The 11,827-nt window shown below is 50.8% G+C and carries 12 protein-coding genes; 10 read left to right on the forward strand and 2 right to left on the reverse strand.

Annotated elements, in window-relative coordinates:
- Window positions 1-268 precede the first annotated feature (268 nt).
- Window positions 269-1,840 (forward strand): methyl-accepting chemotaxis protein, encoded by a 1,572-nt coding sequence (locus A0G03_RS17405; protein WP_048262108.1) that lies wholly within the window; start codon window positions 269-271, stop codon window positions 1,838-1,840.
- 541 nt (window positions 1,841-2,381) lie between these two features.
- A complete protein-coding gene (locus tag A0G03_RS17410) occupies window positions 2,382-4,214 on the forward strand; it encodes a sensor domain-containing diguanylate cyclase (protein ID WP_048262110.1) in 1,833 nt (610 codons plus the stop codon).
- On the opposite strand, the gene A0G03_RS17415 is transcribed toward A0G03_RS17410, so the two are convergent.
- The gene (locus A0G03_RS17415; RefSeq protein ID WP_048262112.1) at window positions 4,183-5,199 is read right to left on the reverse strand and encodes a type IV pilus twitching motility protein PilT; all 1,017 of its coding nucleotides are present in this window, start codon (window positions 5,197-5,199) and stop codon (window positions 4,183-4,185) included. The genes A0G03_RS17410 and A0G03_RS17415 overlap by 32 nt on opposite strands.
- 21 nt (window positions 5,200-5,220) lie before the next feature.
- On the opposite strand from A0G03_RS17415, the gene A0G03_RS17420 reads away from it, so the two are divergent.
- The 7 genes from A0G03_RS17420 to A0G03_RS17450 all read left to right on the forward strand — a co-directional run bounded on the left by A0G03_RS17420 (window position 5,221) and on the right by A0G03_RS17450 (window position 9,779).
- Window positions 5,221-5,934, forward strand: a complete 714-nt coding sequence (locus A0G03_RS17420; protein WP_048262115.1) for a YggS family pyridoxal phosphate-dependent enzyme — start codon at window positions 5,221-5,223, stop codon at window positions 5,932-5,934.
- Window positions 5,935-6,027: 93 nt separating this feature from the next.
- Window positions 6,028-6,849: a pyrroline-5-carboxylate reductase gene (gene proC, locus A0G03_RS17425; RefSeq protein WP_048262138.1), complete on the forward strand. Its 822-nt coding sequence runs from the start codon at window positions 6,028-6,030 to the stop codon at window positions 6,847-6,849.
- 49 nt (window positions 6,850-6,898) lie between these two features.
- Window positions 6,899-7,453 (forward strand): YggT family protein, encoded by a 555-nt coding sequence (locus A0G03_RS17430; protein ID WP_010295003.1) that lies wholly within the window; start codon window positions 6,899-6,901, stop codon window positions 7,451-7,453.
- Window positions 7,450-7,740: a DUF167 family protein YggU gene (gene yggU, locus A0G03_RS17435; protein ID WP_005974847.1), complete on the forward strand. Its 291-nt coding sequence runs from the start codon at window positions 7,450-7,452 to the stop codon at window positions 7,738-7,740. The genes A0G03_RS17430 and yggU overlap by 4 nt, the downstream gene beginning before the upstream one ends.
- A 17-nt stretch (window positions 7,741-7,757) precedes the next feature.
- On the forward strand, window positions 7,758-8,351 hold the full coding sequence (gene rdgB / locus A0G03_RS17440) for an RdgB/HAM1 family non-canonical purine NTP pyrophosphatase (RefSeq protein ID WP_048262117.1): 594 nt from the start codon (window positions 7,758-7,760) through the stop codon (window positions 8,349-8,351).
- The gene (gene hemW / locus A0G03_RS17445) at window positions 8,344-9,483 is read left to right on the forward strand and encodes a radical SAM family heme chaperone HemW (protein ID WP_048262119.1); all 1,140 of its coding nucleotides are present in this window, start codon (window positions 8,344-8,346) and stop codon (window positions 9,481-9,483) included. The genes rdgB and hemW overlap by 8 nt, the downstream gene beginning before the upstream one ends.
- Before the next feature lie 65 nt (window positions 9,484-9,548).
- Window positions 9,549-9,779, forward strand: a complete 231-nt coding sequence (locus tag A0G03_RS17450) for a type II toxin-antitoxin system RelE/ParE family toxin (protein WP_262983998.1) — start codon at window positions 9,549-9,551, stop codon at window positions 9,777-9,779.
- Between the two features lie 358 nt (window positions 9,780-10,137).
- On the opposite strand, the gene A0G03_RS17455 is transcribed toward A0G03_RS17450, so the two are convergent.
- Window positions 10,138-11,262: an SEC-C domain-containing protein gene (locus tag A0G03_RS17455; RefSeq protein ID WP_223254644.1), complete on the reverse strand. Its 1,125-nt coding sequence runs from the start codon at window positions 11,260-11,262 to the stop codon at window positions 10,138-10,140.
- Between the two features lie 398 nt (window positions 11,263-11,660).
- On the opposite strand from A0G03_RS17455, the gene A0G03_RS17460 reads away from it, so the two are divergent.
- Window positions 11,661-11,789 (forward strand): entericidin A/B family lipoprotein, encoded by a 129-nt coding sequence (locus A0G03_RS17460; RefSeq protein ID WP_010279129.1) that lies wholly within the window; start codon window positions 11,661-11,663, stop codon window positions 11,787-11,789.
- The last annotated feature ends 38 nt before the right edge of the window (window positions 11,790-11,827 follow it).

Here is an 11,827-nt window from a genome sequence, read left to right on the forward strand (position 1 = left end):
TTGACGGGCGCATTGAGTACGCCCCTGAAAAAACAACGCTATTGACAGATAATAAACCAGGCACAAACACTACGGCTAATTATTTATACCCTTTGCGTTACGAGAGGTTGTCTGGCTGTGCCTCGCTCGCTCAAACCTTTTACGTCAGCCATATCTTTTTAATTTTATCTCACCGCAACACAGATAACGTATTCTCTTTAGTTGCACTCACCACATCTAACGATCGATATGCTATCACCCACGAAGGCGGCGTAAGGAAAAGGACACCATGGGGTTGAAAAATATTTCTATTCGTACCGGCTTATTAACGCTATTGCTGCTAACCACCTTACTGCTGCTTATCGTCAGCGGCATGGGCGTGGTTGCCATTAAGAAAGACAGAGAAACGCTGACAGCACAAAATCAGATTCAGGGCATTGAGCTGGGTAATTTGATGAGTGGTTACAATCAAACGCTCAGCGCGCGAGCCTCAGCAACACTTGCCGTCAGGAAAATCGAAATCGGCCTGCTGGACGACGGAGCCAAGGAAACTGGGCTCGTAGAGAAACATCTCCGCCAGTCACAGGAAGACATTGAACGCGTGATAAAATCGGCTAAGGCCGATCCGAAACAGCAAGCGCTAGCACAAGAAGTACTGAAAGCCTACCAAGCCTATTTTCAGCAGGGCATGACTCCGATGCTGAGCGCACTGCAAAAACAGTACACCGATGAGTATTATGACGTCCTGGAAAAACAACTCGGCACGTTGAGTGAAGCCTTTGATTTATCGATCCAAAACTTCCGTCAGTATGCTCAGCAGCTTTCCGAACAGGGTCTGGCACAGTCCGAACGTAATGAACGCATTATGCTGTTACTGATTGCCATTGCTAGCCTGTTATCTATCACGCTGGTCGCATTAGCCTGGGTCGCACTGCGGCACATGTTGCTCAAACCGCTGGACCATGCGATTGAGCAGTTGGAGCAGGTCGCCGCGGGGAATCTGACGCGTCGTCTGATTCAAGGCGGAGACAATGAGTTGGGTCGACTCAACGATGCCATAGGCCGCATGCAGGGGGCGCTGCTGGAGTCGGTTAGCCAGGTGCGCGATGCCAGCACGCAAATCGATCTCGGTAGCCGCGAACTGTTTGAAGAAAACGCCCAGCTTTCCCAGCGCACCGAAGAATCCGTTGCGGCACTGGAACAAACGGCGGCCAGCATGGAGCAATTGAGCGCGACGGTGAAACTCAATGCCGATCACGCAGAGCTTGCCCATCAGCTCGCTAATAACGTCTCGAATACCAGCAGCCGCAGCAACGAATCCGTCTGTTACGTGATTGAAAAAATGCAGGAGATCGCCACCAGCGCCAAGCGCATCAATGACATCCTCAGCGTCATTGACGGCATCGCGTTCCAGACCAACATACTGGCGCTGAACGCCTCCGTCGAATCCGCCCGCGCAGGTGCACAAGGCAGAGGCTTTGCCGTCGTTGCCGGAGAAGTGCGTAATCTGGCGCAGCACAGCGCGCAGGCAGCGAAAGAGATCCGCTCACTGATTTTAGACTCACAAACTCGCGTGTCCGAAGGGCTTGAACTGGCTTCCAAAGCGGGTGAAACCATGGACGAAGTGACCGATGAAATCGTGCGTATTACGCAACTGATGCGAGACATTTCTACCGCTACGCAAGAACAGCATCGCGGTATCGAGCAGGTGAATGTCGCCTTCACGCAGATCGACAAAGTGGCTCAGCACAATGCACAACTCGTTAAAGCCTCATCCGCGACTACGCAGTCGTTAGAGCAGCAGTCTCAACAACTGATGCGGTCCATGGCGCTGTTTCAGGTAGAACCTCGCCTTTCTTAATTATTGATGTATTGCACCCGCTGGTGGTCAACTCCCACGCTGACCACCAGCATGATGCAGAATAGCCCGGCCCCCTATTATTGACCCAATACTGCCCCTAAAACGCTGAATAAATAATGAGAACAATGAGGAACCAGCGTCCCTCTTAACACACCTATTTCATAGGTATACTTTCAGATAATTTGAGTATTATTTTTTTACCGCTATTCTCTGTTTTTAAACATAAGCGTATAAATAGGGTTTCAGCATAAAAGCGATCACAATAATCGCGGCAATATATTGAATAAATAGATAATAAGAGAAATTCCTTATTGATAGCATGAGCTATGCATTTCAGATCATTAATTACTTATTAATAATATATTTATTATATTAATTAATAGCACGCTATTTTATTAATTCAGCCCATTGATTTCAGCGCACAGAAAAAGGGGGACCGCCAATCACCCGATAACACCGCAGACGGCATCATGGTAAAACGAATGCCTCTGACAACAGCGAATCAAGGGTAAAGACAGAAAGAATATAGGCAGAGATAAACATGAATAATCAGTCAGTTGATGTTGATTTGATTACCAGGTTTGACAATGAAGCCAAACTGCACGCGCTCGATTCCGTCTATGCCATCGCCGAATTCGACCTGGCAGGGAAACTGATTGAAGCCAATCCTCTTTTTTGCAAAATGCTGGGCTATAAAAAAGAAGACATTATTCAGAAAAGCCACACGCTTTTTCTGCCAGAAGCACAACGTCAAAAACACGACCATTTCTGGCACGATGTCATCAAAGGGAATATCAATGCGGGGGAATTTCAACGAAAAACCCAAAAAGGGGATATTATTTGGCTCCACGCTGCATATACGCCAATTATTGATCATTCAGGTCGTCGGATTGGTGTAATAAAACTGGCGCTTGATATTACTCAGGAAAAACGTCTGATGTCGGAACATCGGGCACAGCTAGATGCGATTGAAAATGCACAGGGCGTGATCGAATTTGATAAAGACGGCTATATCACCCACGTCAATAAACACTACCTGATACTGACAGGCTATGAAGCAAAGGAAATTCTCGGTCTGCATCACAAATCACTCTGCGATCCCATTTATACCGAACAGGCCGACTATCAAACATTTTGGGAAACCTTGCATCGCGGTCACCCTATCAGCGGGCGCTTCCACCGACTGGGTAAAGGCAACCATTCATTCTGGATACAGGCAACTTATAGCCCGATCATGGATAGTGAAGGGAATGTGAGAAAAATCATTAAATATGCTCACAACATCACGCAAAACGTCGAAACCGAAAAGAAAGCCCATCAGCAAGGCATCATTCTCGATATCCTGCTGTCAGTGCATGACAGCTTTCTGCTCGATCACAATCTGCCTTCAGCCTGCGATAAAGTCTTTGAGCGGTTGCTTGACGTGACCAACAGCAGTTTCGGTTTTATCGCCACGTTGCAGGAAGATGAAGACGGCCAGTCGCTCTATCTTCCTGCGATTTCCAACCTTGCCTGGGATGAAGAAACCCTAACCTGGTACAGACACCAGCGCAGAACTCACGGCGGCCTGAGACTCCGTAAACTTGATAATCTGTTTGGCCATGTTGTGACTCACAACACGGTGGTTTGCAGCAACAGCCTGCTGAGGCAAAAGGCTGGCCGGGATCTTCCTCCCATACATCCTGCGCTGCATTCTCTGCTCGGCATTCCTATCACCCACAACGGCAAAGCGATCGGGATGATCGCACTGGCCAACCGCCGAGAAGGTTACGATCAAACGATGATCGAGCTACTGGCGCCGTTGGTAAAAACCCTCGGTATCATTATTCATGCGCGTTCGCTTGAGGATGAACGCACACAGATAGAAGCGTCTCTCCGCTTTAACGCAGGTCATGACTTTCTGACCGGCCTGCCTAATCGCAGCAGCTTCTTCGAGCAAGCCGGCGCGTTTTTTCAGCTCAGGCAGCAAAACCAACACGCCGATAAAAGCTGCCTGGCAATTATTGATATCGATTTATTCAAAAACATTAATGACCAATTTGGCCATCTGGCTGGCGATGCCGTCCTCAAAGAACTGGCAATGCTGATGCGCATGTCATTACGTCAGGAAGATCTCGTCGCCCGTCTTGGGGGAGAGGAGTTCATCATCCTGCTAAAAGATGTTCCTTACCAAACCGCCGTCACGGCTATCGAACGTATTCGTAAAGCGATTGAGCAACATACGCTAGAATACGATCGTCAAAATCTGCATTTCACGATCAGTGCAGGGATCGCCGCCTACCGTTCCGATCTGGCTTCCGTTGAGCACTGGATTCAGTTAGCCGATGAGAATCTCTACGCGGCTAAACGGCAAGGACGCAACTGTGTGAAATAAGCCCATCCCGGCAGCGCTGCTGGTAGCTTTGTTCAAATGTTTGCATTCCCGCAGCGGCTCCGGTCTGAATCAGGCCGGGAAGCTGATGTGTTTTTCCCTCACGAATCAGGTTGCTGACTGCCGCGGTGGCGGTCAGCACTTCATAAAGCGCGATTCGACCGCCTTGCGCTCCAGACAACAGCTTTTGCGTCACCACCGCCTGCAAGCAGGTCGCTAGCTGGCTACGGACATAGGCTTTTTCTTCACCGGGAAAGACATCAATCAAACGGTCTACCGCCTGTGATGCACTGCGCGTATGTAGCGTTGATAGCACCAAGTGGCCAGTTTCCGCGGCTGTCAACGCCAGCCGAATCGTCTCCGTATCGCGCAACTCTCCCAGCAGAATGACATCAGGATCTTCCCTCAATGCCGCCCGTAGCGCCTGCGCAAAAGAAGCGCTGTGCGCACCGATCTCCCGCTGTTGAATCAAGCAACGTCGGCTGACATGAATAAACTCGATCGGATCCTCCAACGTAATCACATGGCGATCGCTGTTGTCGTTTAACGCCCCGACCATCGCTGCCAACGTCGTGGATTTACCGCTGCCCGTCGCGCCGGTAATCAGGATCAGTCCGTTTGGCTTCTCCAGCAGCGTCGAGAGCACGGGTGGCGCATGTAATTCATCCAATGAAGGCTGAACAGACGGGATAATACGTAAGGCCGCAGACAGCCCCTCTCTCTGGCGAAAGACATTTACCCGCAGGCGCTGTCCATCAGGCAGCATTAACGCGCCGTCCACCTGCCCTGCCTGCCGCAGTTGCTCCTTCTGAGCCGGTTCTAGCCAGGCATCGCACCATTGTGCCACCTGCTCCGGCGTTAAACATGGTAAGGTATTTTCAGGCTGTAGCCGCCCATCCACACGCAACACCGGAGGATGCCCGCTACAAAGGTGCAGATCCGAAGCATTATGTTTTACACTACGCGCCATCCACTCATCCAACTCCATAGATTAACCTCCTGAATAACCATGATGACAATCCAGCAGAATCTACAGGACATCCAGCAGCAAATCGCAGCCGCCGCTGTGCATTGCGCACGCGCACCAGAAGAAATTACGCTACTTGCAGTCAGTAAAACCAAACCTGTGAGCGCGATCGAAGAAGCCATTGCGGCAGGTCAGCGTGCGTTCGGCGAAAACTATGTCCAGGAAGGCGTGGAGAAAATTCATTATTTCCAGGAAAGCCAACCGGACACACCGTTGGAATGGCACTTTATCGGCCCGTTACAGTCAAATAAAAGTCGGCTGGTAGCGGAGAACTTTGACTGGTTTCACACCGTGGATCGCCTGCGTATCGCACAGCGTCTGAGTGAACAGCGTCCAACCACGTTGCCGCCGTTAAATGTTCTGTTGCAGATTAATATCAGCAATGAGCCGAGCAAATCCGGCATTATGGTGGATGAACTTGCAGAACTCGCCGCCAGCGTCGCCGTTTTGCCTAACCTACGCCTGCGCGGGTTAATGGCCATTCCGGCACCGGAAACGGATCACGAGCGGCAGCTTGCTGTTTTTAAACAAATGACAGCGCTGTTCCAAACATTGTCAGTAAATTATCCGCATATTGATACACTCTCTATGGGGATGACGGACGACATGCGTGCGGCGATTACCGCAGGCAGCACGTTGGTGCGCATTGGTACGGCAGTCTTTGGCGCGCGAGACTATTCATCCCCAAAAGCATGAACAGTCAAAGGCGCATAAACAGAAGGTATGCCCTAAACAGCACGTCATCTTTAGACAGAATACAAACGGAACAGGTGATCAGCGATAATGCAGATGCAGCAACGTAAAATAGCGTTTATTGGTGCCGGAAATATGGCGCAGGCCATTATCGCCGGGTTGGTCAACGGCGGTTATCCCGCTCAACACATCAGCGTTTGCGCGCCTTCGGGTAAAAACCGCGATGCGCTGGCTGCACAATATGGCGTCATCAGTAGCGCAGATAATGCACGCTGCGCTCAGGAAGCGGACGTCATTGTTCTGGCCGTCAAACCGCAAATGATGGCGACGGTTTGCGAACCGTTACATGAACAGATCAATTTCGCGGGCAAGCTGGTGCTCTCGATTGCCGCGGGAATCAACATCGCCCGTTTCCAGGCGCTGCTGGGTGAGCCGCTGAATATCGTGCGCATTATGCCCAACACGCCGTCTCTGGTCGGAAAAGGGATGAGCGGAATGTACGCCCCCGCATCCGTCAGTCAGGACGATAAAGACTTCACCGCACAACTGATGCAGAGCGTTGGTAAAATTTGCTGGGTAGATAGCGAATCTGGCATTAACGGCGTGATCGCCGCAGCGGGCAGCGCACCGGCCTATTTCTTCCTGTTTATGGAAGCGATGCAGCAGGAAGCCATTCGCCAAGGGTTCGATCAAGAAACCGCTCGCCTGTTGGTGCAACAGGCCGCGTCCGGCGCTGCTGCGCTGGTTGAAGCTAATCCCGATACACCGCTGTCGACCTTACGGGAAAATGTCACCTCCAAGGGGGGCACCACGGCAGAAGCCCTGCGGGTGTTTAACGAACAGCAGTTGACGCAAACCGTGGCCGAGGCCATGCAGGCGGCAATTGCTCGCGCACAGGAAATGGAAACGCTTTTTTAATCAAAAGCGAGCCCCCGATTCTTTATCTTATTAAGGAAAAGACGTACTTATGCTCACCCTGACTTTTCTGGTCAAAACGCTGGTCGACCTCTATGTAATGGTCCTGCTGCTACGCATTTGGATGCAGTGGTCACGCAGTGATTTCTATAACCCACTGTCGCAGTTTGTCGTCAAAATCACCCAGCCGATTGTCGGGCCACTGCGCCGAATTCTGCCGTCGCTGGGGCCGATTGACAGCGCCTCACTGCTGCTGGCCTTTATCCTGACGACGATCAAATACCCGTTACTGTTGTTGATTCAGGTTGGCGCCATCTCTCTTAGCCCAATGAACCTGCTGGTCGGGCTCATTTCGCTGATTAAATCCGCAGGCTATCTGGTCTTCTGGGTCATCATTATCCGTTCCATCATGAGCTGGGTCAGCCAGGGTCGTAGCCCCATTGAGTATCTGCTGCATCAGTTGACCGAGCCGCTAATGGCACCGCTCCGCCGCATTATTCCTGTGATGGGCGGCATTGATTTCTCTGCCATGGCCGTGATTCTGATTCTGTATATGCTCAACTATCTGGGCATGGACCTGTTTCCGGGGCTGTGGTTCCTGCTGTGAGTGCGATTACCCGCCACGGCGATGCGTTGGTGATTCGGCTGTATATTCAGCCGAAAGCCAGCCGCGATCAGATCGTGGGTTTGCATGGCGACGAATTGAAAGTCGCCATCACCGCTCCACCGGTTGATGGGCAGGCTAATGCCCATCTAACCAAATTCCTCGCCAAACAGTTTCGGGTCGCCAAGAGTCTGGTCGTGATTGAAAAAGGCGAACTCGGACGGCATAAACAGATTAGAATTACCCATCCGCAGCACATCCCGGCTGACGTCGCGGAATTCATTGAATAAACACGCAGGACAAGACGATGCAAAAAGTGGTTTTGGCTACCGGAAACCCCGGTAAAGTGCGCGAGCTCGCCAGCTTGCTGGCCGATTTCGGTCTGGATATTGTGGCTCAAACCGAGCTAGGCGTGGATTCCGCCGAAGAAACCGGCCTGACCTTCATCGAAAATGCCATACTGAAAGCACGTCATGCGGCGAAAATCACCGGATTGCCAGCCATTGCCGATGACTCAGGGCTGGCTGTCGATGCGTTGGGCGGCGCACCGGGCATTTACTCGGCACGCTACGCGGGCGTAGAGGCCAGCGACCAGCAAAATCTGGATAAGCTGCTGCTGACAGTAAAAGATGTACCGGATGAGCAACGCCGCGCCAGCTTCCACTGCGTGCTGGTGTATCTGCGCCACGCGGAAGACCCGACACCGATTGTCTGCCACGGCAGTTGGCAGGGTGTGCTGACACACCACGCCTCTGGCAGCGGTGGCTTTGGCTATGATCCCATCTTCTTCGTCCCTGGGCTGGGTAAAACGGCGGCAGAATTAACGCGTGAAGAGAAGAACGCGCAGTCCCATCGTGGTCAGGCGCTGCGCCTGCTGTTGGATGCGCTACGCAATGCTTAAGCTTCCCCCGCTCAGCCTGTACATTCATATTCCGTGGTGCGTACAGAAATGCCCGTACTGCGACTTCAACTCGCATGCGCTGAAAGGCGATGTGCCGCATCAGGAATATGTCGATCATCTGCTGGCGGATCTGGATGCCGATTTGCCGCTGGCGGGTGGCCGCGCACTGCACTCAATTTTTATCGGCGGTGGCACACCTAGCCTGCTAAGCGCGGAAGCGATGCAGGCACTGCTCGACGGCGTTCGGGCGCGAATCCCGTTAACGCCAGATGCTGAAATTACGATGGAAGCCAATCCCGGTACAGTCGAAGCCGACCGTTTCAGCGGTTATCAACGCGCAGGGATTAACCGTATCTCCATCGGCGTGCAGAGCTTCGATCCGCAAAAGCTGACGCGTCTTGGGCGTATTCACGGCCCAGAAGAGGCCAAGCGCGCGGCACAGCTAGCAACCGGTCTGAAATTACGCAGTTTTAATCTGGATCTGATGCACGGCCTGCCGGATCAATCACTGGACGAAGCGCTGGACGACCTGCGTCAGGCCATTGCGCTCAACCCGCCGCATTTATCGTGGTATCAGTTAACCATCGAGCCCAACACGCTGTTTAGCTCACGTCCGCCTACACTGCCGGATGATGACGCACTGTGGGACATCTACGAGCAGGGTCACGCACTACTGAGCGCAGCGGGTTACCAGCAGTATGAAACCTCCGCCTATGCCAAACCGGGCTACCAGTGCCAGCACAACCTGAACTACTGGCGCTTCGGTGACTATCTAGGGATTGGCTGTGGGGCGCACGGCAAGCTGACTTTCAGCGACGGCCGCATTCTGCGCACGGTAAAAGTCCGTCATCCACGTGGCTATATGCAGGGCACGTACATGGATAAGCAACACGATGTTGCCAACGATGATCGGCCTTTTGAGTTTTTCATGAACCGCTTTCGCCTGCTGGAAGCCGCTCCACGCGCGGATTTCACGGCTTATACCGGTCTGGAAGAACACAGCATTCGCTCGCAGTTGGATCAGGCGCTGGCACAAGGCTACCTCACGGAAACCGCCACCCACTGGCAAATCACCGAACACGGTAAACTGTTTCTGAACTCCCTGCTGGAGCTGTTTCTGGCGGAAGAGTAGTAATCATTCCGTGGGCAGGTTTTCTCTGGTAAATCTGCCCATTGCTTTCCCTTCTGGTTCTCTTTTTGCAACGCTTACAACGCTTGTTGCGAACCGCCTCCCTTTCCCATCAGATAGGCATCAAACGTAAGGAGCTTGGGCAAGGTTTGCACTCATTTCCCCTCGTCAGACATACGCTATTTTTTCTGTACGAAACAGATAGCGTCATTGTTGTCAGAATACTTCATCAGTCACAGGGTATTGTGCGGTACCTCAAGTGGCTAGGAACCCTTTTCAGCGGCCATAAGCAGCATTAACTCAGGCTTGAACTGATAGTTTTCGCGGACAGAATACAACCACATCTGACAGGCTGTAATGAGCGAAGAATGGAAGTTCGTAACTCCAACAACTTCATGACTAACATTGAGGTGTCTTAATCAACGGGGAGCTGGTCAATAACAATCGGGGGGAGTACCTATCAGGTATCCAGTTATTATAACCCGTCTGCAGATAGCATCCTCAACCTGATAACCTCCGCCAAAGTGGAAATCAGTTGCTTAACTAAGTTTGTCAGCAAAGATGCCTATCTGGCAGCAAGCAGACGGTGCCATCTTATCGTTACAATCTCGGAACGACTGATAAGCCCCCTCCTTTTTTCTAATGGCGTGAAAACATTCAGTTGGAAATCTCGCTGTTGCTGCATCTTATCTCTGCAAGCGCAGCAGCGTTATAATCAACGGAATGATCGACCCGTGATATAGGGCTACCAAAAAATTCAACGCCCGACATAATCATATTGCCGATATTCTCTCGCTGTTTATCACTGAGGCTGTCCCACCACTCAGGAGATGAGTATGTATTTTCAGCTTTTGTGAAGAAAAAATACAGGAGGGTATTGAAAATCCTGTCAGTTGGAACCTTAATCAGTGACCGCACAAAACGTCTGATTATTGCTGAAGTTCCCAGCCAACTGAACACTATATATCCCTTACCTTCGCCGGAAAAGGCATTGAAGCAGACCTGTTCCGCCGACACGGTAAGATCGTTCAAATCCTGAATCTCAGTGCCATCGAAATCCCTCTCCGGTGACAGAATTGACGAAACCGCAATGGGTAATGGCTCTGAAAAAGTGAAGATAACACTTTCAATTTCTGAAAACTGTCTTCTAAGCAGAATGCGGTCGAGGCTAGTTTTAAGATTATTCAGTTCAGTTATTGCTGCATTCAGACCGCTTTGATGCAGGCTGACATATTCCTGAATATAAAGCTGGTCGGCCTGTGGCTTTCCTTTATCGGCATTTTTAGCAAAATCGGAAGACCGCCGCCCCCCCTCCTTGGCATAAATTTCTTTAGACAACGAACGAAACATTAGGGCAAAACACTGCTCGTCCGTGCCTGTAAATTTTTCGTTCTCTAGGCATGAAAATAAGATTCTGTCGTGAACGGCACAAAAGCCGGTAAAAGTGGATGCCTGATTGATACCGATCTTCTCGGGAACCCATCTTCCGTTGTTTCTCATCAGGCTCGGAAGGTTCATTACCACCCCCATGACATGATTACCAGGGTCAGCAATCGCTTTAAGGCTGCTACTCTTAGACAGAGTGTGCGCCTGAACGATGCGTTTATCACAATCTTCATGCATGGATGCTGGCGCATAACACGCCTTCCTCTGCGAATTAGACTTTGAAAACTTCAGGGCTTCGGCTTTGGATACCGGAGTTTCACGGTCTCGATCGAGATGGCACTTTTTGTACTTAAGTCCTGAATTGCACCAGCACTTATCATTTCTTCCTATCTTCATTTTATCGTTTTCCACGAAATTAATGCTCTGACAAAAAACGTTCACTGAAAATTGATCTTACCCATCAATAGTGGACACGCGACTATAAGTGAGTCCCACCTCAATCTGAGGTTGATCACTCATGACAATACAATATCAACCAGCATTAATGACCAATACCCGTAGGTTAACTGTTACATGAGCAACGTTCGCTCTTGGCACAAAACTGCCTGTGAGATTAGGTCTAGCTCTGTGCAGTAACAGAGCCACATCAGGTCGAAGCTAACACACATAGGTAGCAACATAATCTCAAACGATATCAGCTGGTTCAGGCTATACGAGGATTGAATTTTTACCTGCGGTTATGACAAAGTAGAAACTTATCGCACCTGTTTATCAACCACCTGCTGGTAACGATGATGAAACGTATAACAACAATCGTAGTAGCGCTGCTGGTCACAGCAGCATTGAGCGGCTGTAACACCACGCGCGGCTTTGGCCAGGATGTGCAGAAACTGGGTAGTAAAATTTCACACGCCGCTAGCTAACCCACCGTCAGATAACAAAAAACCGGCCATACGTTAGT

Origin of the sequence: Pectobacterium peruviense, assembly GCF_002847345.1 — a bacterium.
Classification (GTDB): Bacteria; Pseudomonadota; Gammaproteobacteria; order Enterobacterales; family Enterobacteriaceae; genus Pectobacterium; species Pectobacterium peruviense.

Bases quoted from the DNA above. Each gene is read 5' to 3' on its own strand.
- A0G03_RS17405 (WP_048262108.1), top strand. From the start codon at position 269: ATGGGGTTGAAAAATATTTCTATTCGTACCGGCTTATTAACGCTATTG.
- A0G03_RS17410 (WP_048262110.1), top strand. From the start codon at position 2,382: ATGAATAATCAGTCAGTTGATGTTGATTTGATTACCAGGTTTGACAAT.
- A0G03_RS17415 (WP_048262112.1), bottom strand. From the start codon at position 5,199: ATGGAGTTGGATGAGTGGATGGCGCGTAGTGTAAAACATAATGCTTCG.
- A0G03_RS17420 (WP_048262115.1), top strand. From the start codon at position 5,221: ATGATGACAATCCAGCAGAATCTACAGGACATCCAGCAGCAAATCGCA.
- proC (WP_048262138.1), top strand. From the start codon at position 6,028: ATGCAGCAACGTAAAATAGCGTTTATTGGTGCCGGAAATATGGCGCAG.
- A0G03_RS17430 (WP_010295003.1), top strand. From the start codon at position 6,899: ATGCTCACCCTGACTTTTCTGGTCAAAACGCTGGTCGACCTCTATGTA.
- rdgB (WP_048262117.1), top strand. From the start codon at position 7,758: ATGCAAAAAGTGGTTTTGGCTACCGGAAACCCCGGTAAAGTGCGCGAG.
- hemW (WP_048262119.1), top strand. From the start codon at position 8,344: ATGCTTAAGCTTCCCCCGCTCAGCCTGTACATTCATATTCCGTGGTGC.
- A0G03_RS17455 (WP_223254644.1), bottom strand. From the start codon at position 11,262: ATGAAGATAGGAAGAAATGATAAGTGCTGGTGCAATTCAGGACTTAAG.
- A0G03_RS17460 (WP_010279129.1), top strand. From the start codon at position 11,661: ATGAAACGTATAACAACAATCGTAGTAGCGCTGCTGGTCACAGCAGCA.